18 protein-coding genes are annotated in these 21094 nt (G+C 44.3%); 17 read left to right on the forward strand and 1 reads right to left on the reverse strand.

Annotated elements, in window-relative coordinates; all coding sequences use genetic code 11:
* Positions 1-181 precede the first annotated feature (181 nt).
* The gene (locus ACFVTB_RS17175) at positions 182-1135 is read right to left on the reverse strand and encodes an aldo/keto reductase (RefSeq protein WP_387751544.1); all 954 of its coding nucleotides are present in this window, start codon (positions 1133-1135) and stop codon (positions 182-184) included.
* 285 nt (positions 1136-1420) lie between these two features.
* Here ACFVTB_RS17175 and ACFVTB_RS17180 point away from each other — a divergent pair, with 285 nt between their 5' ends.
* The 17 genes from ACFVTB_RS17180 (at position 1421) to ACFVTB_RS17260 (ending at position 20575) form a co-directional block, all read left to right on the forward strand.
* Complete coding sequence (locus ACFVTB_RS17180) at positions 1421-2128, forward strand: SDR family oxidoreductase (protein ID WP_387752025.1); 708 nt, start codon at positions 1421-1423, stop codon at positions 2126-2128.
* A 345-nt stretch (positions 2129-2473) separates the two neighbouring features.
* Positions 2474-3181 (forward strand): response regulator transcription factor, encoded by a 708-nt coding sequence (locus tag ACFVTB_RS17185; RefSeq protein WP_387751547.1) that lies wholly within the window; start codon positions 2474-2476, stop codon positions 3179-3181.
* Positions 3182-4573 (forward strand): sensor histidine kinase, encoded by a 1392-nt coding sequence (locus ACFVTB_RS17190; RefSeq protein WP_387751550.1) that lies wholly within the window; start codon positions 3182-3184, stop codon positions 4571-4573. It begins immediately after the preceding gene.
* Between the two features lie 72 nt (positions 4574-4645).
* A complete protein-coding gene (locus ACFVTB_RS17195; RefSeq protein WP_387751552.1) occupies positions 4646-5182 on the forward strand; it encodes an FG-GAP repeat domain-containing protein in 537 nt (178 codons plus the stop codon).
* A 123-nt stretch (positions 5183-5305) separates the two neighbouring features.
* Complete coding sequence (locus ACFVTB_RS17200) at positions 5306-6451, forward strand: FtsW/RodA/SpoVE family cell cycle protein (RefSeq protein WP_387751555.1); 1146 nt, start codon at positions 5306-5308, stop codon at positions 6449-6451.
* Positions 6448-7467, forward strand: a complete 1020-nt coding sequence (locus ACFVTB_RS17205; protein ID WP_387751558.1) for an LCP family protein — start codon at positions 6448-6450, stop codon at positions 7465-7467. The genes ACFVTB_RS17200 and ACFVTB_RS17205 overlap by 4 nt, the downstream gene beginning before the upstream one ends.
* A gap of 51 nt (positions 7468-7518) precedes the next feature.
* On the forward strand, positions 7519-7971 hold the full coding sequence (locus ACFVTB_RS17210) for an OsmC family protein (RefSeq protein ID WP_387752027.1): 453 nt from the start codon (positions 7519-7521) through the stop codon (positions 7969-7971).
* Between the two features lie 128 nt (positions 7972-8099).
* A complete protein-coding gene (locus ACFVTB_RS17215) occupies positions 8100-9725 on the forward strand; it encodes a helix-turn-helix domain-containing protein (RefSeq protein ID WP_387751560.1) in 1626 nt (541 codons plus the stop codon).
* Positions 9726-9850: 125 nt separating this feature from the next.
* Positions 9851-10828: an ABC transporter substrate-binding protein gene (locus ACFVTB_RS17220; RefSeq protein WP_387751563.1), complete on the forward strand. Its 978-nt coding sequence runs from the start codon at positions 9851-9853 to the stop codon at positions 10826-10828.
* 23 nt (positions 10829-10851) lie between these two features.
* Positions 10852-11652: a hypothetical protein gene (locus tag ACFVTB_RS17225; RefSeq protein ID WP_387751565.1), complete on the forward strand. Its 801-nt coding sequence runs from the start codon at positions 10852-10854 to the stop codon at positions 11650-11652.
* Positions 11653-11786: 134 nt separating this feature from the next.
* Positions 11787-12227, forward strand: a complete 441-nt coding sequence (locus tag ACFVTB_RS17230) for a GNAT family N-acetyltransferase (protein ID WP_387751568.1) — start codon at positions 11787-11789, stop codon at positions 12225-12227.
* A 76-nt stretch (positions 12228-12303) separates the two neighbouring features.
* Positions 12304-13032, forward strand: coding sequence for a response regulator transcription factor (locus ACFVTB_RS17235; protein ID WP_387752030.1), 729 nt, complete (start codon positions 12304-12306; stop codon positions 13030-13032).
* A complete protein-coding gene (locus ACFVTB_RS17240; protein ID WP_387751571.1) occupies positions 13029-14399 on the forward strand; it encodes a sensor histidine kinase in 1371 nt (456 codons plus the stop codon). Before ACFVTB_RS17235 ends, ACFVTB_RS17240 begins: the two co-directional genes overlap by 4 nt.
* Before the next feature lie 115 nt (positions 14400-14514).
* Entirely contained in the window at positions 14515-17625 is a 3111-nt protein-coding gene (locus ACFVTB_RS17245; RefSeq protein WP_387751574.1) for an efflux RND transporter permease subunit, read from the forward strand.
* Positions 17626-17644: 19 nt separating this feature from the next.
* Positions 17645-18856, forward strand: a complete 1212-nt coding sequence (locus ACFVTB_RS17250; protein ID WP_387751577.1) for an efflux RND transporter periplasmic adaptor subunit — start codon at positions 17645-17647, stop codon at positions 18854-18856.
* A gap of 119 nt (positions 18857-18975) precedes the next feature.
* Positions 18976-19605 (forward strand): RNA polymerase sigma factor, encoded by a 630-nt coding sequence (locus ACFVTB_RS17255; protein ID WP_387751579.1) that lies wholly within the window; start codon positions 18976-18978, stop codon positions 19603-19605.
* 34 nt (positions 19606-19639) lie between these two features.
* Complete coding sequence (locus ACFVTB_RS17260; protein ID WP_387752033.1) at positions 19640-20575, forward strand: serine hydrolase domain-containing protein; 936 nt, start codon at positions 19640-19642, stop codon at positions 20573-20575.
* The last annotated feature ends 519 nt before the right edge of the window (positions 20576-21094 follow it).

Below are 21094 nucleotides of genomic sequence, written 5' to 3' on the forward strand. Positions count from 1 at the left end.
TTCTAGCTAAGATGGTAGTAGTATAAACGAATGTTTTTTCAAAAGCAAAAATAATAAATGGTGGGGTTTCCTCAGCCTAAGCAAGCTAGGGAAATGCTAAGCTTGTGAAAACAACAAAAAGGAGCTGTCTTATCGCATATCTAAATGCGATGAGACAGCTCCTTGAGTAATCCCCTAAACCTTAGTAGCGGGAACCGAAGACTGCGCCTTGCGGTGCGATCGCTTCGATCTGTGCGAGGTCATTTGGTGTCAATTCAACGTCCAGCGCACCGAGGTTCTCTTCAAGATAAATTGTGCGCTTCGTTCCTGGAATTGGAACAACATTCTCTCCTTGAGCGAGCAGCCAGGCCAAGGCTAGCTGGGACGGCTTACAGTTCTTCTCAGCCGCAAGCTCCTTGATTTTGGTCACGAGGTCGAGATTCTTCTGGAAGTTCTCTCCTTGGAATCTTGGAGAAGTACGGCGGTAATCGTCCTCAGCGAGATCCTCATAGCGCTGAATCTGTCCCGTCAGAAAACCGCGGCCGAGCGGGCTGTATGGTACGAAGCCGATGCCGAGTTCACGGCATGTCGGCAGAATGGAATCTTCAACATCGCGATCCCATAGCGAATATTCAGTCTGCAGTGCTGTGATCGGATAAACGGCATGTGCACGACGAATAAGGTCCGACGATGCTTCCGACAGCCCGATATAACGGATTTTTCCTTCCTTGACGAGGTCGGCCATCGCTCCTACCGTTTCTTCGATTGGCGTATCCGGATCGACGCGGTGCTGATAGTAGAGATCAATATGATCGACACCAAGACGTTTCAGACTGGCATCGAGTGCAGCTTTGACATATTCCGGACGGCCATTGATGCTGAAAGCGCCGTTCTCTCCGATTACTCCGCCGAACTTGGTTGCTAAGACAACCCCGTCTCGGCGGCCTTTCAATGCTCGCCCGAGCAGTTCTTCATTTTCGCCTAAACCATAAATATCTGCAGTATCGAGCAAAGTGACGCCAAGCTCCAATGCCCGGTGAATGGTATGGATGGATTGGGCTTCATCCCGCCCGGCGTAGAAGTCGGACATGCCCATACAACCAAGGCCTAGAGCGGATACCTCCAGTTTGCTGTTTCCAAGCGTTCTTTTTTTCAAAGCTTTCTCCACCTTTCTAAATGCGGGAACTCAATGGAGGCTCCCGTGCTGTTTGTGAAAATAATGAAGCTAAACACATCATACAGGGTACTGTGCGATGCTGACAGATGCTTGTTTATACGGGTATTAATACTACTAGGATATAGTGAGTGCGATTTTGAAAGTAGAGCAATCAGTAGTTACTATTCACATTTCTTCATGAATTACTCCGCCAGAGAAAAGTTTCATCTATAATAATAGATATGTTAGAATAGTACTGTTCTAAACATATCGGAATAGAAGGAGATCGCAAAAATGAATCTAACCAATCAGCGTGTTGTTATTATAGGAGGCAGTACTGGAATAGGGCTGGGCACAGCAAAGGAAGCCGTTAGCCAAGGGGCGCAGGTCGTGATTGCCGGTCGGTCGCTAGAAAAGCTAGAGCAGGCTCAATCCGCCATCAACAGTGATTTGTTGCAAATCTTACAGGTAGACAATAAAGATGAGGACTCACTTCAATCCTTTTTCCGTGAAGTTGGTCACTTTGATCATTTGTTTACTCCGGGAGCAGCCTATGTGCTTGGGCCGATTACTTCAGAGAAAGAGGTAGCGGAGAGCTGTTTTCAAAATAAATTTTGGCCCCAATACTATGCTGCAAAATACGCTGTCCCCTATATCTCCAAAGGCGGATCTATCGTTCTTATGTCCGGCGCAGCGAGTCAAAGACCTATAGTTGGCGCCGCCTCTTATGCTGCATGTAATGGAGCCATTGAAAGCTTGGGCAAAGCGCTTGCTGTCGAGTTGGCGCCATCGATTCGAGTCAATGTCGTGTCTCCTGGTACGATAAGAACGGAGAAGGACCGTAAAGAAGCCTACGAGGCGTATGAAGGTATGACGCTGTTAGAACGTGTTGGCGATGTGAGTGAAATTGCTCATTCGGTTATTTACCTAATGACCAACAGCTATACAACCGGCACGACTTTATTTACCGATGGCGGGTATGTACTGCAATAACATGTAGGTGTTTTAAACGATGGGATGTTCGCGTGAATCAATTATTCAAAGCTTCTACGGATGTAGGAGCTTTTTTATTTGGATAAAAGAGTACAAATTCAAAATCAGTGCTTGAAGTAAAAGGTGGAAAAGTGAGGAAAAGCGCAGGGGCAGAGGGATTCTGGAGAAACGATAGTGGTCGCAGGCGATCGGAAGAACCCTCTGACCCGCAGCGCTTCCCCTTACTTCAAGTCATGCACTGTTTTCCGTTCTGACTGCACTTTTGACAAGCACCTCTATTTAGATTAATATCCTCATGTAATTTCCCATTGATCTGATGGCAATTTGGATATAGAGGTGATATTCTTGGAGAATTCTAACCGTAATCATGTACTCATTGTAGAGGACGATGACAATATTAGACGGTTTATCACGATAAATTTAGAGAATAATGGTTTTTCAGTGAGTGAAGCTGCCGATGGAGAGCGAGCATTGCAAGCTTATGAGAGTAATCGTCCGGCTGTTATTGTTTTGGATATTATGTTGCCAAATGCCAGCGGCTTTGAGATTTGTCAGAAGATAAGAGAGAAAGATGCTAATGTCATCATCATTATGGTAACAGCAAGAGGTCAGGATTTAGATAAAATTAAAGGACTTGAGATTGGTGCGGATGACTATTTGGTCAAGCCTTTTAATCCGCTAGAGTTAGTAGCGCGTATTAAAGCCATTTTGCGCCGTACAGAAAAGGATATGCAGCCGCCTCAAACCGTTTTGCAATCGGGGGCCATTCGAATAGATTTAAATGCTAATCAGGTGTTCAAGGATCATCTTAGTGTCGAATTGACGCCAAAGGAATTTCAGCTCGTTAAAACGTTCCTTGAGCACCCTAATAAAGCACTTTCTAGAAATGAGTTGATGAATCTCGTATGGGGAGAAGACTATATTGGAGATCCTAAGACTGTTGATGTTCATGTTCGTAAGTTAAGAGAAAAGCTTGAGGATGATGATTCTAATCCGCGTTATATGGAGACAGTATGGGGGATCGGATATCGCTGGAGAAAGGAGGATGGGTAAATGGGAATTCAGAAGCGATTAGTAGGAAGTTATTTTGTCGTTATCGTTCTTACGGTTCTCATCCTTGAGGTTTTTCTTAATATTTCTGTTAGATATTATTATTATCATAATATAGAGCAAAATATGAAAAATCAGGCGGAGTTATCGGCTTCTTTTTTCCAACAATACTTTACGGAAGAGGATTTAGAGAAACAGGCAGCAGCATTGCTGAAAGGTTTCGCTAATCGATCAGAGGCACAGGTGCAGATTATTAGCGCAACAGGACAACTATTACAGGACTCAAGCGGACTGCAGCAACCTCCTATATCGATGTCTGATTATAAAGATGTGCAAGCTGCCATGAGGGGACAAATAGGTGTTTGGAGAGGAGAAAATCCGACAACAAAGGAACCGATCCTCGCTGTTGCTTCTCCATTAGAATCTAATCATAGCATGGTTGGACAAGTTCGATTTATTACCTCTCTAACCGAAACTATTCATACCATTAATCAAATTACATGGCTGCTTATTGGAGTAGGCCTCTTTGTCATTCTCATTGTTACGGTACTTGGGTTACTGCTTTCCTCAACGATAACAAAATCAATTAAAGATTTAAAACAGGCAGCAGATCAGATGACGTTGGGAGACTTCAATGTTCGCGTGAAAAAGCGTTATCGGGATGAGCTCGGCTCATTGGCTGATACTTTAAATATGATGGCAAGTCGAATTTCAACAAACGAGCAGCTTAAAAATGATTTTATCGCTTCTGTGTCGCATGAGCTTCGGACGCCTCTCACCTCCATAAAAGGCTGGGTGATCACTTTGAAAGCAAGTGGGGGAAATAATCAGCCTTTGCTGCATGACGGGCTTCAGATTATTGAATCAGAAGGCGATAGATTGACCAATATGGTGGATGAATTATTAGATTTCTCCAAGCTGGATAACGGACGAATTTCTTTGGAATTCGCAACAGTTAATCCAGCAGAGCTCTTGCAGCATGTTGGCAGGCAGCTAGCACCAAGAGCGACTAGACAAGGAATCCATCTTACATTAAAAATTGATGAGCCGCTGCCTCTTATTCAAGCTGACGAGAATCGTTTGAAGCAGGTTATGATTAATCTTATTGATAATGCGCTCAAGTTTACAAGTAAAGCTGGGCAAATTGCAATGACGGCCCACACCATTCCAGGAAAAATTGTCATTACAGTTGAAGATACTGGAGTAGGTATAGAAGAGCAAGAACTAGATTACGTACTGCAAAAATTTTATAAAGGGCAGAAACAGTCGTCCGGCAGCGGGCTAGGGTTGTCTATTTCGAATCAAATTGTTAATTTGCATCACGGGCAGTTGAAAATTACAAGTGAGGTAGGCAAAGGAACAAACGTTACAATTGAACTGCCCATTAAAATTTAACGATTTCATAACCCTTTCTAACGCTTTTACAGTTAAAATAACAAGTGGACAAGCAAGGAGCTGACCATGCACATGCGGAGCAACTTCATCAAAATAGGTATAACGCTGACAATAGTAGGGTTACTTGCAGGTTGCGGTGTGCCAGCTACGCCTTTAGATACAATAAAACCTCCTTTATCTGAACCGAATTTGCACAACGATACGGCCAGTCAAAAAATAATCGAATTACTTCCGCATAAAGTCCAACTAGTTGCCCCTATTATGGGAGAAGCAGAGGATGCTGTTTCCTTTGGGGATATGAATGGAGACGGCATTGATGAAGCGATCGTTGTCTTTGAGAATGATAAAAAAAGGGGTAATTCATTAAAAGCGATTTTGTTTCAAAAAGAAAATGAAGCGTGGAAAAAAATTACTGAAATCAACGGATTTGGTTATGGATTGAACTATACTGAATTTTCGGATATAGATAATGATGGTCACAATGAGCTGTTGCTTGGCTGGTCATTGGGTGAAGCGGGAAATGGATTAGATGTATATAAGCTAAAGGAAGATCAATTGCATTTGTTTTCTAAGAAGGTGTATTCAGAGCAATTTGATCTAGAAAAGTGATTTCTCAACATACAAACGATCTAATCCGTGGCCATAAGTCTTGTTTGTAACAAGGTGTATGACGCTTAACGGATTATTTGTGATGCCCATTTCTACATCAATAAACAAAATAGAGGTCATTAAATGATAGTCATCCGTCATTTTTCTAAAATAGATAAATCTATGATTTTTATCGTCCTATGTCTGGTTGCGATAGGCACTGTAGCTATCTATGAAGCAACAGCGGGTACAATATTAGACGGCATATACATGAATTATTTGAAGTTATTTGCTATATTTTGCATCCCAATGATAATCATCGCACTAATCGATTATCAGATTCTGTTAGGCGGCCTATCTTATATTTTATATGCATTGGGTATAGGTTTGTTGGTTTTAGTGAAGTTTTTTGGAGAAAATGTAAACGGCGCAGTTCGTTGGTTAAGTATAGGAAGTTTTCAACTTCAACCATCTGAGCTTGCTAAAATATGCACCGTCATACTTATCGCCCATATCCTTGGAAAACGCGAGGGCAGCGAACTTCGGTTTATACGGGATTTAGTTCCAGTCGGCATTATTTTCTTCATTCCCTTTTTCTTAATATTAGAACAACCAGATTTAGGATCTGCACTTGTATTTGTTGGTATTTTACTTAGCATGCTCTGGATGGGTAATATCCGTCTTCTATATATGCTTATTATTGTCGGAGGTGTAATTGTTTCGATAAGCGCTGTGCTTTGGTTGTATTATGCTAATTTCGAGCTGTTATCCAGTCTAATCAAGCCGCATCAATTATCACGAATAGAGGCATTTTTGGACCCAACCAGCGACCCGAATAAAACCTATCATGTCCAAAATGCAAAAATCGCAATAGGTTCAGGTGGATTAACAGGCGGTGAAGGGAATTTCATTAAAAATGGCTTTATTCCCTATGTATATTCTGATTCTATCTATGTAGTCATTGGAGAGAAGCATGGCTTTATCGGTTCTGCTGTGCTGCTGCTTCTATTTTTAACACTCGTATATCGTATGGTTAATATTGCTTATGACAGTAGAGATCGTGCGGGAGCATACATGGTAACGGGATTCATCGCCATGATTATTTTTCAAGTTTCCGTTAATATTGGGATGCACATCGGTCTGCTGCCTCTTACAGGCATCTCACTGCCTTTTATTAGCTATGGAGGAAGCTCATTACTAACGAATATGATTGCGATCGGAATCGTGCTTAGCATCAAAGTTCATAAAGATGAAGTTGTCGTTCATGAAACAGAGAGGAAGAGCTTATGAAAAAACGTAAAAAGACTAAAACCCGTAAAATCATGAATATCGCCTTGTTTGTCTTAGCTTCATTTACATTAGTTGTCGGTATTCATATCGGGTACTTATACAAGAAAGCGGAGAATGCATTGCATCAAATCTCCGTCAACTCCTCTGTTCAAGGTAATGAGTTTTTACAAGGAAATAAGGTGAACAACGTGGTGGATACCCCTATATTATTTCTTCTTGCAGGAGTAGACAGCAGAGAAGGCGGCGATGGGATGATGAATACGGATGTGCTTATGCTAGTCAGTTTCAATCCGAAGACAAAATCCGCTAGTTTTTTATCGATACCAAGGGATTTATTAATACAACCGGAATCGTTGCCTTCCCGCAAAGCCAATTATTATTACGCCCACCATTACATAAAAGACAAGGCAGAAGTGATTCCGAATACGAAGAAATTTTTTAGCGATGTATTTGGACTTCCCATTGATTACATGGTCGTGGTTAATTTTGAAATGTTAACCGAGTTAGTGGACCTGCTAGGCGGACTAGAAATTGATGTAGATATGGACATGAAATATAGGGATACATATGATGGGACTAATATTAATCTAAAACAAGGATTGCAAAGACTAGATGGCGGTCAAGTGCTTGATTTTGTAAGATACCGCAAATCCAATCAAGGAACAAAGGAGTCATCCGATTTCGAGCGCAACGATCGGCAGCAGCAAGTAATGAAGCAAATACTAGAGAAGTTAGGGGCTTATCAAGGTATTTCTCAATGGGGGAAAGTATTAGATATCATTGGGGAGAATGTAAAATCGGATATACCGGAAGATTATATTAAGCAATGGGTGTTTAACTTCCCTAAGATTAAACCCGAGCAAATGAACTCGTTAAAAGTGGAGTCTGTTTGGAAAAATCCATTTGTGTATTTTATGAAAGAGGAGTTAGAAGAAGCAATTAGCAGTATGCAAAGGGAGTTGGGGATTGCTTCTGGTCATTCGATTCGCGTGGATAGGGTTGGGGTTATAGAGTGAGTTTGAATTACTACAGACTTAAATCGGAGATTATTGAAAGGAATGATTAAGTTGAAACATCCTTTTCACCTGAAAGCAGTATGGAATGGTGGACGTAATAGTGAAGGGCATATCGATGCAGGCGGGTTAAAAACAAACATTTCGATTCCACAGGAGATGGGTGGTCCGGGAACTGGTACTAATCCTGACGAAATGCTTTTGGGGGCAGCGTCAACCTGTTATCTGATTACCTTAGCGGCAATGCTTGAACGAACAAATATTACACCACAGGAATTGACACTGGAGTCTGAAGCGATTGTAGATGTAACGAATAACGTATTTACATACGAACGGATCGTACACAAACCTCGGATTGTGCTCAAGAGTGATGCAACAGAGGCAGAATTGCGTAAAGCAGAGGTGCTAGTGTATAAGGCAGAAAAGTCCTGTATGATTTCAAGAGCTTTAGCAGGTAATGTCTCGGTAGAGACACAACCTGTTATTGAAACAATAAAAGCAATTTAAACCAACGGGGATAGTATTGAAACGAAATAGCATGAAGGGCTTATTCAAATAAAGAACCAATTCCAAATTGCGACGTCCTAGGTTCTACGCTACAATGCTTTTAGCTGGAAGAAGGACGGTGAGCTTGCTTGGATGATTCGTTGGAGAAGAAACAAAAGGATTATGCCGTGCTTGATGAACTGAGCTTTAAGCTTAAGGATATAGCGTACGTAAATAATCAACAAGATAAATGGAATCTACGATTGCAATTTCTCGAGTCCCATATTGTTCTTGTAGCTGCTAGCGGTCAAGGACAGCTAACGGTTGATGGAAGGTTTATCGAGCTTCGTCAAGGAAATGTGCACATCTGTACGCCTGGTCAGCTCGTTGAAGCAGCTGTACATGCATTGGACGAGCGGGGCTTTTATTATATGCGGTTTGATGTTATAGACAGTGAGAAGCCTGCAACGCATTCCTTAGGGAAAAGCAGATTTCCGGTAAAGGGAGAGGTTCCCGCGAAATCTCCGATCGCTATTATTTCTTTATGCCAACAGATACGCCAATGTCTTCAGAAGCAGGATCATTTAACTCGGTTTAGAGGTCAAATCTTGTTTCAGGAGCTATTATTTAATCTCATGCATGATGCTCTGTCTGCCCAAGACAATGATTCTGAATCAGCGCTTGAGCATGTAAAAAGCTATATTGAGCAGCACTATCAACAAGAGTTAACAATTGATCAGTTGGCTAAGGTGGCGGGGATTAGTACCCGTCATTTTATGCGATTATTTAAGAAAAAGTATGGCTGCAGTGCCATTGATTATTTGGCTGTCTTTCGAATTGAACAGGCTCAACGTCTAATGCGGTCAGGCGGGCCTAATCGGCTGAGGGATATTGCTCGTTATGTTGGTTATCAGGATGATCTTTATTTTCGGCGCAAATTCAAACAAATAGCGGGTGTACCGCCAGCGGAATTTATGAAAAATAGCAGAAGAAAAATTATTGCCTACGATTTTCCTAACATTGGACAGCTCATTGCGCTGCAAATCATCCCATATGCGGCTCCAGCCGATCACCCATGGACGAATTATTACAAGCGGAAGTATCAAATAGATGCTTTACTGCCCCTAAGCTCTAACCCTTTGATCAAAAGAGAAGAAATTCACTTAGCAGAGCCGGATTTTATTATCGGAATTGATTCGATGGTGCCGCTCGATGAGCAAAACAGACTCAATGAAATTGCCCCTTCCTTTTTCGTGCCGTGGTCGGATCATGATTGGCGCACACATCTACGCATGCTTGCGCAATTTCTAGACAAGACAGAGGCGGCTGAGACATGGCTTAAAAAGTACGCGCAAAAAGCTCTTTTTGTACGAGAACAGGTATGGCCTGCAATTAAGGATGATAGGTTTCTCCTTGTAAGAATAACGGCCGATCGTTTTTATGCTTTAGGCAATCGGAGCGTAGGTACGGTATTTTATGATGACTTGCAAATGCTGTCTGCACAAGACGTCACTCGGTTAAGCTTGGACGAGCAAATAACGGTCAATAAACTGGTGGATATGGATGCGGACCGTTTATTATTCATTGTAGATGAGGATTCACAAGTTCAATCAAGCTGGAGAACACTGCTCAAGGGCAAAGAGTGGGGTAGTCTTAAGGCTGTTCAAAACAATAAGGTGGATTTTCTTCCATCCTATCCTTGGATCGAGTATACAGCGTTTACTCATGACCTCATGTTGGATGAAGTTTTAAAGCTGTGGCTTGATCGTGCATAAAAAAATGTCGGTATTGTCAATATGTTAGGGATGCAAATTCATCTATACTCCTATTAACAGATAATGATAATCATTTTTAATTGAGGATTATCGCCTATCACTCACATTCAGGGGGATTATAGAATATGAAGCAGCACCGAAGTTTTTTTGCAGCGGTAATGATCGTACTAACCATGATAGTAAGCACAGCCTGTGGAGCATCAAATGCAGAAACGCCTAAAAATGATACAAGTGGGACAGACGAAAACTCCGTTCCAAAGCAACGTGTGCTGCAAACCTTGAAAGGTGACGTTAGCATCCCGGTAGATCCTAAAAGAGTCATAGGGTTATCGGTTGTTTATCCTGAATTTCTGTATGCGCTTGGTGTTACACCGGTTGCTGTCCAAAACTATCATGATGAGTTTCCTGCTTATTTGAAGGATGCCTTTAAAGATACATTAAAGATGGGGATTGCACAAACGCCTGATTTTGAGAGAATTCTGATTTCCGAGCCAGATCTCATTATTGCTCCTACTTGGTGGGCGGATAAGGATTATGATCAGCTTTCAAAAATCACATCAACGGTGTTATTGCCACAGCGTGACGATTGGAGAGATGAACTGAGGGATATAGCTGACGTGCTTGGCAAATCAGAGCAAGCTGAGAAAGTGATTGCAGAATTACAGGTGAAAGAAAAGGAAGCGAAAGAGAAGCTTCATTCCTTAGTTGGCGATGAGACGGTGTTGTACATGATGATCATGGCCAAAGAGATTGTCATTTATGGAGAAAATATTGATCGCGGCAGCTTTATTCATAAAACGTTAGGTCTTAAGCCAATCAAAGAATTCCCGCAGCATGAACGCAGTCTCTCGATTTCCTTGGAAAAGTTGCCAGCATACAATCCGGACCATATTATTTTGCAGCTCGATGATGATAGTGATGAAGTGAAAAACCGATACGAAGAAATGTTAAGCACTTCGCTTTGGAAAAACATGACCGCTGTTAAGAAAAATCAGGTTCATATGATGGGCGGAAAAGAATGGTTTAGCTTAGGGATGTCTCCACTAGCAGATTTGCATGCCATCGATGACGTTGTACGTGCTTTTGAACAAAATAAAAAATGAAAATAATGGGGGATACAGTGAGCATGGTGGATTTTCAACTGCTGGAAGAAAACTTTTATCTCACCTTGCATGCAAATGACAACACTGTGCTTACTATCCCCGCATTGGATTTATTAAAGCCTGATCGCATGGAAGAGCTGATCGATGCTTATGGTGCGCTTATTAAAGCAAGAGAGCGTTCAACAACGGCAGCTTTTTTTATGAGCTGGTATGCAGGTGTATGCGGTGCGATGCAGCACATGCTCTATCGTAACTATACTCAGCTTCTAGATTTGTCCTTGTCTAACCTAACCGTACAATTATGTACCGGTGAACACTACCCCTTTTTCTTATTTAAGATCGAAGAAGTGGCATTGATTAAGCCGTTGGACAAGGACCGTATGGAAGAGCGGAAGCAACTGCTAGACTGCTTTTATAGAGAACAGGTAACGCCAATCATCCAAACGTTATCTCAGGTAGCCAACATACATTTGATTCCATTATGGGGACAAATTATGAATGCTCTATATCCGCAATTGCAAGAGGAATTGTCTGAAGCGTCTGATGAAGCGGGTAGAACAAGGATTAACGAATGGTTTCAACTGCTTACATATGGTATGGAAGCTAGCGCATTTGGACTTCGTAAAAATCCATTTGCGATCAAGCGCACCTATATTGAGCATCTAATGATTCCAGAACAGAAGGTATTCATGAAAGCAGCGTGCTGCCTAGCGTACTGTTTGGATCATGAAATGGGCTATTGCTATGAGTGCCCTCGCTTAAAAGAAGAGGACCGGGCTGCAAGGAGAGAGAATGAGCGCAACCAACTGCAGAAAGAGACATAGGACAGCCACTAGGCTGTTTTTTGTTATCGTCAGAATCTTCCATTTGATAGTATAATAAAAGCCATGCTTCCAAAAAGGCTATTTAAACACGATGTGTTCGTATACTTAATACCATATTGAAAAGAGCTGAATTAATGAATATTAAAAGTTACTTGTTAGATGATTTCGAACGGTGCATTAGCTTGTTTATTGAGGTTTTTAATAGTGAGCCATGGAACGATAAGTGGTCCCGAGAAAAGGCTGAACGTTATTTGAATGATTATATTCATGCTCCAGGATTTAAAGGAATCGTTGCAGAGGAAGAAGGAACCATTAACGGATTTATATTTGGGATTAGTAAGCGGTGGTGGAGTGCAGATGAATTTTTTATTCATGAAATGTGTGTCAGATCGGCTACACAAAGGACAGGAATAGGAACAAGAATGTTTAACTACCTCGATCAGATGTTAAAGGAAGAAGCGATAGAAAATATTACGTTACTAACGGATCGGGGAGTTCCGGCAGAGGCGTTTTATATAAAGAATGGTTTTAAAGAAATAAAGAGAATTGTCTTTTTATCTAAGAGCATTAAATGAGAAGTAGATCAACTCGCCTCACAGCTATAATGAAAAAAGTAAATTGCGTCCCATTTGCATTCATCTTCGTATAGAGATGGGAAGTACAGGGAGTGCTCATGCGCTCAATAACCTAGGAGGAACACACGTGGTAAAAATACTAGTCGTAGACGATGACAAGGATATACGAGAATTAATCCATCTTTATCTGAAAGCGGAAGGCTACGCTGTAACGGAAGCCAATGACGGCTTGGAGGCCATGGAGATCATCTCGCAAACGCAGGCGGATCTGGTCATTCTCGACATCATGATGCCTCATATGAACGGCTGGCAGCTGTGCGAGCAGCTTCGTCAGCTTTATTCCGACCTGCCGATGCTAATGCTCTCCGCCAAAGGGGAGACGCAGGACAAGCTTCGCGCCTTCCGGCTCGGTACCGACGATTACATGGTCAAACCCTTCGATCCGCTGGAGTTGGTCGTGCGGGTGAAAGCGCTGCTCAAGCGCTATTTGATTCAGTCCTCGATGAAGGTGCAGCTTGGTCAAGTAGTGCTGGACAAACAGCGCTATTCGGTAGACTGGAACGGGAAAACAACCTCGCTTCCCCTCAAGGAGTTCGATTTGCTGTTCAAACTCGGGAGCGCTCCGGGTAAAATTTTTACCCGCAATCAGTTGATCGACCAGATTTGGGGGGCTGATTTTGACGGCAATGACCGAACGGTCGACGTACATATTAAACGGATTAGGGAACGGTTTCCCGATGAAGAAGCGCCTTTCGTGATCGTGACAAAGCGCGGGCTGGGCTACAAGCTGGAGATGAAGCCATGATCAAAACGCTTTACGTCAAGGTCATTCTGGCCTATTTGGCCGTAACCGCGTTGGCGCTTGTTACCTCCGCTTATGCGGTCGCGTTATCCTACCAGAAATATATTATTAACTCCGAGAATGAGAAGCTTATCCGCAACGGTCAGGATATTATCCGTATGTATAAGGAAAAAGGAGTGGAAGAAGTCAATTTCGTCATGCAAGGCATGCCCTACTTTCATACCCTTCTTTTGCATGTTTATGATCAAGCAGGCAATCACATTTACGAAGGGGGAAGGAAAGGCGGAGAGGAGCATGAGCTCGACAGCAGCGAATTTATAGATAGCATACTATCAGGGGGGATTTACCGCAGCAGCAAACAATTTCTGGTCGGGTTGCCTTTCGATATAGAAGACAGGTCTTTAGCCCTTGTTCTAGAATCACGCCCGGATGATGATCTCGGGTATTACGATCAGGTTTTGAACAGTATGATGTGGCTTGCACTTGTCATCGGTACGCTGTTGATGGGCATTGCAGCCCGCTACCTGGTCAAGCCATTGCTGCAAATGAAACGTGCGACGGAGTCCATTGCCAAAGGGAACTTTAATATATCCTTGAAGCTTGGCAACCGCAAGGATGAGCTTGGCGAGCTTGCCCAAAGCTTTCTCTATATGACGCAGGAAATCAAAACGTTGGAGAACATGCGTCAAGAATTTGTCTCCAACGTATCCCACGAGATCCAATCGCCGCTAACCTCCATTACCGGGTTTTCCAAGGCGCTTCAGCATCAGCAAATGTCGGAAGCGGACAGGAACCGCTTTTTGACGATTATTCAATCGGAGAGCGAACGTCTGTCCAGGTTATGCGATAACCTGCTGCGTTTGGCCTCGCTGGATAATAACAGCGCCCCGTTCAGTATGGAATTTTACGATCTGGATGAGCAAATTCGGGAAATTGTTTTATCGTTGGAGCCGCAGTGGTCGGAGAAGGAAATCGATATCGACATCAAGCTTCCTGCCATCCGCGTACAAGCCAACCGGGACCAGCTTATTCAAGTGTGGACGAATTTAATCGGCAACGCCATCAAGTTTACGCCCAAAGACGGAAAAATTACAATTACTTGTAAAAAGAGGATTGATCGGGTCGAGATCCGGATCATCGATACGGGAATCGGTATTGCCGAAGAGGATCTGGGCCGGATTTTTGACCGGTTTTTCAAGTCCGATCGTTCTCGCAGCAAGACCAAATCCGGCAGCGGGCTCGGCCTGGCCATTGTCCGCAAAATTATTCTTCTGCATAAAGGGTTTATTTTTGTCAAAAGCAAGCCCGGCGAAGGTACCATGTTTACCGTTATCATTCCCGATCATCCCAAAGAACGAAAAGATCATTAAGTATAATCGTCACAATTTATTCAAAAGTTTGGCAGAGCTATTCAGTCTTGGTTCACACTGTATTCACATTGGATAGCTATAATGAGCGCAAATAGATAGGAGGAGGGTTAACCGGTTGAATAGTTTAATAAGCTTCTCCATGAGAAGAGTAGCAGCCATGATCATCATGATTGCGCTTCTTTTTGGGATAGGGTTGTTCTCGGGATCTTCGTTGAAGATGGAGATGATGCCGAGTATCAAAGCTCCTTACGTATCGATTATGACTACATATGCTGCGTCGCCTCAGGACGTCATGAACGACATCACCAAGCCCATAGAAGAAAGAATCAATAATTTGCAGGGCGTGGAGTCGATTTCATCGGTTTCCAGCGATAATGTTTCCAGCATCATCGTGAAATTGAAGGATAGCGAGGATGAAGAGGAGAAGAAGCGCGAGATAGAAAGCTTGCTTTCCGACCTTCCTTTGCCTGACGGCGCGAGCAAGCCCAAAGCAGCAACCTTCGGATTTTCTTCAGTACCTTCTTATTACTTGGCATTGAATGCCAAAGACATGAGCCAGGTGGAGCTAGACAAGTTGTACAAGGATGTTGTCAAACCGGGCTTTGAGTCGATTAACGGAATAGACCATATCGGTTCCATTGGACAACGGGAGACCAAGCTGGATATCCGGCTGGATGTCGATGTGCTGAACGTTTACGGACTGTCCCCTATGGAAGTATCACAAGCGATTAGAGCCAATTTGGTCGACGGCGCAGTCGGTACGGTTGAATTTGACGGTAAAACCCAGATGGCGCGTATTACCGGCGATATGAAAAGTCTATACAACTTCAAAAACATGGAAATTATGAACGGCAGCGGCCAGATCGTTCGGTTAGGAGAAGTAGCCGAGATCAAGTCTATTACCGATTCGGAATATATTTCCCGTATGGACGGCCAGGCTGCGATCGGGATTCATCTATACAAGGTTAGCGACGCTAACGTTGTGGATTTCTCTGCACAAGCGAACAAGCTGATGGAACAATGGGAAAAGCAGTACCCGGGCATTTCATTCAAGAAAATTTACGATACAGCAGATGATGTCAAAAGCTCGCTCAGCGGCTTGCTTCGGGAAGGCGTCATCGGCATGATTCTCGCTGCGGCGATGATTTTGTTCTTCCTGCGCAATGTGCGGATGACCATAATCGTGCTTGTATCGATCCCGCTATCGATTCTGCTGACGCTCATTTTAATGCATGCCTTTAATATCACCCTGAACATTATGACGTTAGGGGGCATGTTCATAGCGGTTGGACGGATTGTCGACGATAGTATCGTTGTTATCGAGAACGTGTACAGCCAGTTGGAAAAGGCGCAGGAAAGGAATGAATCTGTCATTCTGCTGGCGACCAAGCAGGTTGCCATGGCGATTACGTCCTCCACGCTCGTAACCGCAGCGGTATTCCTGCCAATCGGTATGGTATCGGGCATCATCGGACAACTGTTCCGTCCATTTGCCATTACCGTCTCTTGTGCGCTGATGGCGTCGCTCTTAGTCGCATTGACCGTTATTCCGATGCTGAGCAAGCTTCTCGTATTGAGAAAAGTAGGCGCAAGCGGACATAGCGAGCATACGGACGGCAAAGTGAATGGTTTTTATAAAAAAATATTGCTGTGGAGTCTGACTCATCGCATCAAAACCATTGTGTTTGCCATTGTCTTCTTTTTGGTAAGTATTATCGGCACCGTGCCGTTTATTCCGCTTACTTTCATGCCTGACGGAGGAGAAACCAAGCAGATTAGTTTCAATATTAAACTGCCGTACGAAACCGCACTTGAAAGCACGGATCTGCAGGTTCAGCAGATTGAGAAGCTGCTGCAAGAGGCCAAGGATTCGAAGGGCGAGCCATTATTTGTATTCTATCAATCGTTGGTAGGCTATAACGATTCGAACAATCAGGTGCCATACGCAGCTCAGATTTTGGCTGAAGTCAATGAGCATTCGAGTGGCGAGGAAGTACGCAAGGAATATGTGAGAAAAATTAATGCGATGCTTCCGAAAGGCTCGGAGCTGAGCGAGGAATCGCTTGGCGGCGGGGACGGCTTCGGAACGACGGATTTCTCCTACGCCTTGCAAGGAGACGATCAGGAGCTGCTTGAGCACGGAGCTCAGCTGGTCATGGAAAAACTAAAGGATTTCCCTGAAATTACAGGTGTGAAATCGACGATGGGCGATGCCAAAAAAGAGGTTAATATCGCTGTGAGCCAAACGAAGGCACAGCAGTTCGGCCTAAGCGTTGCTCAAATTCAAAGCGCCGTGCGCGCATGGATCTGGGAAGAGGATCTTGGAAGCCTGCGATTTGACAACGTGTTGTATAAGACGTCTCTGCAATTGGCAGAGCATCATAAAAACTCGTTGGAGCAGATCGGAAAAATTCCAATTCAAGCGCCTACAGGACAGCTTGTCTACCTCAATGAAGTGGCGGACATCAAGGAAATACAAGCGCGGGTAGCTTTGAACCGTGAAGACCTGAAGCAGCATGTGAAAATTACGGCAAGCATTAAATCAGAAAACAAAGCGGCCGTTAGTATGCTGGTTAGCGCTGAACTCGCCAAATTGCAATTTCCAGAAGGCGTAGGCACGCAGGTGAGCGGCGTTACGGATGATATTATGAAGAGCTTTACCGAGATGTTCGTCGCAATGGCAGGCGCTATCGGCATTGTCTATCTGATCATGGTTCTGGCATTCGGCAATGCCCGTACGCCATTTGCCATCTTGTTCACCCTGCCGCTAGCGGTAATCGGGGGATTGATTGGATTGCTGATCACGGGTGAGACGCTTAACGTCACGACTCTGATCGGATTTATGATGCTGATCGGTATCGTTATTACGAATGCGATTGTACTGCTCGACCGGGCTCAGCAGCTTCTTCACGAAGGCATGACCGTTCGCAACGCCATTGTGGAAGCGGGAATGGTAAGGCTTCGCCCGATCATTATGACAGCCGGGGCAACGGTCGCCGCTATGCTTCCGCTCGCTATCGGCCTGTTCCACTCGGATAGCGGCGGTGCGTCGCTTGTATCGAAAGGGCTGGCGATTGTCGTTATTGGCGGTTTGATATCTTCGACCTTGCTGACTCTCGTCGTTGTACCTGTCATATACGAGACGCTGGAGCTGTGGAAGCAGAAGCTCTCGGACTGGAGAAATCGAGAGCCAAAGCCCGCCAAAAAAGTTAAGGCTGAAGTATAAGAAGGGGGAGCAACCGATCATGAAGCGAAAATCAACACACTTTCAATATAAATTAGTTTCATTGCTGGCAGCGGCTGCGATTTTTGCAGCCGGCTGCGGAAGCGTATCGACGAACGAGCCGCAAAAGGCGGCCGCGGAGCAAAATGCGGCAACCGAGGAGAACGGGCTCAAGCAGGTGAAAGTTGAACAGGTTGCCAGACACAGCATGGGCGATCCGCGCGAGCAGATCGGAGAAGTGGTGGCTGCTGTGAAGTTCGACTTGATTACGAAAGCCAATGGCGAAGTGATCGATCGAGTCAAACGAAATGGAGACCGTGTAAAAAAGGATGAGGTCATTGTACGGCTCAGCTCCGAGCGTGCCGACACGAAGCTTGACAGTGCAAAAACGCAGCTGAAGCTCTCTCAAGAAGCGCTCTCGGCAAACAAAAAAGCGCTGCAGCTTCAAAGGGAAGAACTGCTGGGCAGAATTAAAGACGCAGAGCAGAATTATAAGGCAATGCGTGTCAACCAGGATGACGAAGCGGCGGAAAAAGCGGCTGATGTGGTCAAACTGCTCAAACAACAGCTTCAAAACATGGATACGTCTAATAATAATACAGCACTAGAAGGACAGGTAGCCTCTGCGGAAGCCGGTCTCAAGGAGCTGCAGCTGGCGCTCAGCGACTATGTGATTAAAGCTCCTTCCGACGGTGTATTGACGAATATGTCTCTGCGCGAAGGGACCTATCTCCAAGGCGGTCAAGTTGTCGGGATTGTGCAGCGCACAGACCGTATCGTCATTCAAGTGAAGCTGAATGAACAGGCAGCGTCTCTCGTTCGCAGCAAGAAGGAGCTTGTATTCTACAGCCCGGACAGCAAGGACACGAAGCTGAAGGCGCAAATCAATTCGCTCGACTTGTTCGCCGATCCGAAGACTAGAATGTATGCCATGGAGCTTGAAACAGATAACCCGAACGGTGCCATTAAGCCGGGAGGACGGGTGCATGTACAGTTGACGACGGAAGATGAAGAGAATGTCGTTGCTGTGCCGTCGCTCAGCATCATCCGGGACGGCGATGAAACGTTCGTCTATGTCCTGAATGGAACGAAAGCAGAGAAGCGCAAGGTGGAGCTTGGCCGCTTAAACGGGGTCTATCAGGAGGTCTTATCCGGGCTTTCGGAAAATGAACAAATGGTCGTAAGCGGGCAGCACCAATTGAAGGATGCCGATCAGGTAGAAATTCTAAAATAAAGAGTCAGGGCAGGGTGCAACTCAGCGCGAGCTGTATCCTGCCCTGTCCTTATATTTGGACCCGATTCAGAACAGAGAGAGGCTGATTCGGCCAGGGAGGGACAAAAGGAGGAACCGGCTTGAATACGGATATGGATATGGAACGATTTGAACGGGCAATAGCTCCGTATTTGAATGATCTGTACGGCTACTGCTGCTATATGGCCACATCCCAATGGGATGCTGAGGATTTGTATCAGGAGACGCTGCTTAGGCTGCTGGGACATTTTAAGAAGACGGGGAAAGCCGCTCCATCCAAGAGCTGGATCATGACGGTCGCCCGAAATATATGGATTGATCAGCATCGGAAAAATAAAGGCCTGACAGCAACGGTGCCGATTGAAAATATGAAATTCGTCATGCAGTCGGCGGATTATGTGTCCATTCGTACGACATTGGAATGGATGACGGAATATTTGTCCGAACGGGAAATTCGCATGCTGATTCTGTATGTGGTGTACCGATACACCTATAAGGAAATTGCTGAAGCGAGCTCAAGCACGGTATCGGCGGTGAAGATGGTGTTGTACCATGCCAAGCAAAAGCTCAAGGGGACCGAAGAAAGCGTCATGCTGCAGGGCTATATGGCAGCGGCCGCGTCAGCAGGCGGCGCTTCCAGCCGCAACAGAAGCAGGAAGCCGCTCAAGCGAACCTATCAAATTGATTATTGGACGCAGAAGCTGGTCCGTTTTAATGCCGGCGTGATGTGAGCCGATTAGAACAAAGGATGAGTAAATGAATCGAATGAATTTGGAGCCATTTGAGAGAGCGATACGCAAGGTTAAACTAAACAGTTGCCTTATTATAAGAGACAATGAACTGCTTTTTGAATATTATCGAAACAATAAAATTAGGCACAATGCTCAAAAAATAAATTCTTGTACGAAGAGTGTGTTATCTGCTCTTATTGGAATTGCTATTGATCAAGGAGCGATTAGAAGCATCTCCGAACCCATTAGCCGCTACTTTCCAGAATGGATAAACGCACAACCGGATTCAAGAAAGCAATCGATCACCATTGAACATTTGCTCGCGATGTCTGCGGGCTTTGATTGGCCGGAGTTTGGGGAATGGAACTATTTTGCGCCAATGGTGTTTAGCCCGAACATCGTGAAGTATGTTTTGGACAGAGAACTGCTAGACGATCCTGGCGATAAAATGAACTATAACTCCGGCTGTTCACACGTATTAACAGCGATTTTACAACAGGCAACCGGCAGGAGCGCTATTGCGTTTGCCGAAGCCTATTTATTTAAACCGTTGGGCATTACCAATTTTGACTGGGTAGAAGATAATAGAGGGATCAATCGCGGAGCTGACGGTTTAAGATTAACGACGGAAGATATGGCGAAAATCGGGCTGCTCTTTTTGAACAAAGGCATGTACGGCAATAAGCGGGTTATTTCTTCGGAATGGGTTGAGAAGTCGACTGCTCCGTATTATTCGACCTATGAGCATATAGGGAAGTATGGATATCACTGGTGGATAAAGGCGCTTGATAACGAGGAAATTTTGACAAGCGACAATAAAATGATTTTTGCACTTGGCTACGGCGGACAGTACATTTGCATGATTCCTCATGATAAGATCGTAATAGCGATTACAAGCGAGATTTACGAGGATACGATGAAGCCTTTAAGCTTGTTAGAAGAGCATGTACTATCGTCACTTGCGCGCTAGGACAAACGAAGCGGCACCATCCCCACTCCATGGCGAGCGAGATTACGGTTTCGATTTGCTTTCGGGGCAACTGGGAAAGAGAGTTGTGATCTAGGATGAGCGACAAGAACGCAGCAGCTGTTTCTATGAAAGCAATCGCCTTGGTCGTTAGATCGAACTAAGGTCCCATATTTAGATCTTGTAAAATTGGTTCTAGACAGACGGGAAATGATTGTGATAAATTCATAGCGAAATCATTTCCAGCCTGGACCTTGCTGTTGGAGCGGCCATTATGGATTTGACTCGCTTTTTTTATTCCTCTAAAGTTAAAGCGCTTATACTTTATCTGCATGCGACGAAAAGAAGCCCGGGAAAATTCCTTATCACATGGCGCTTTTTTTTAGTCCGAAAGTTAAAGCGCTTTAATTTTATAAAACTTGTTATCGAAAGGAGGGCCGTTGCAAGGCGCGAGTTTGTTATCCAACCTAACTTAAGGAGGAAATAACATTGTACAATGCATCGTCAACCGAATCGAAATGG

The sequence above is a fragment of the Paenibacillus sp. NPDC058071 genome (genome assembly GCF_042885235.1).
GTDB lineage: Bacteria > Bacillota > Bacilli > Paenibacillales > Paenibacillaceae > Pristimantibacillus.

What these genes read in the sequence shown, in the direction of transcription:
- ACFVTB_RS17200 (WP_387751555.1), top strand. Translation starts at nt 5,306, where the DNA reads ATGATAGTCATCCGTCATTTTTCTAAAATAGATAAATCTATGATTTTT.
- ACFVTB_RS17190 (WP_387751550.1), top strand. Translation starts at nt 3,182, where the DNA reads ATGGGAATTCAGAAGCGATTAGTAGGAAGTTATTTTGTCGTTATCGTT.
- ACFVTB_RS17195 (WP_387751552.1), top strand. Translation starts at nt 4,646, where the DNA reads ATGCGGAGCAACTTCATCAAAATAGGTATAACGCTGACAATAGTAGGG.
- ACFVTB_RS17205 (WP_387751558.1), top strand. Translation starts at nt 6,448, where the DNA reads ATGAAAAAACGTAAAAAGACTAAAACCCGTAAAATCATGAATATCGCC.
- ACFVTB_RS17240 (WP_387751571.1), top strand. Translation starts at nt 13,029, where the DNA reads ATGATCAAAACGCTTTACGTCAAGGTCATTCTGGCCTATTTGGCCGTA.
- ACFVTB_RS17230 (WP_387751568.1), top strand. Translation starts at nt 11,787, where the DNA reads ATGAATATTAAAAGTTACTTGTTAGATGATTTCGAACGGTGCATTAGC.
- ACFVTB_RS17260 (WP_387752033.1), top strand. Translation starts at nt 19,640, where the DNA reads ATGAATTTGGAGCCATTTGAGAGAGCGATACGCAAGGTTAAACTAAAC.
- ACFVTB_RS17220 (WP_387751563.1), top strand. Translation starts at nt 9,851, where the DNA reads ATGAAGCAGCACCGAAGTTTTTTTGCAGCGGTAATGATCGTACTAACC.
- ACFVTB_RS17225 (WP_387751565.1), top strand. Translation starts at nt 10,852, where the DNA reads ATGGTGGATTTTCAACTGCTGGAAGAAAACTTTTATCTCACCTTGCAT.
- ACFVTB_RS17250 (WP_387751577.1), top strand. Translation starts at nt 17,645, where the DNA reads ATGAAGCGAAAATCAACACACTTTCAATATAAATTAGTTTCATTGCTG.
- ACFVTB_RS17235 (WP_387752030.1), top strand. Translation starts at nt 12,304, where the DNA reads ATGGGAAGTACAGGGAGTGCTCATGCGCTCAATAACCTAGGAGGAACA.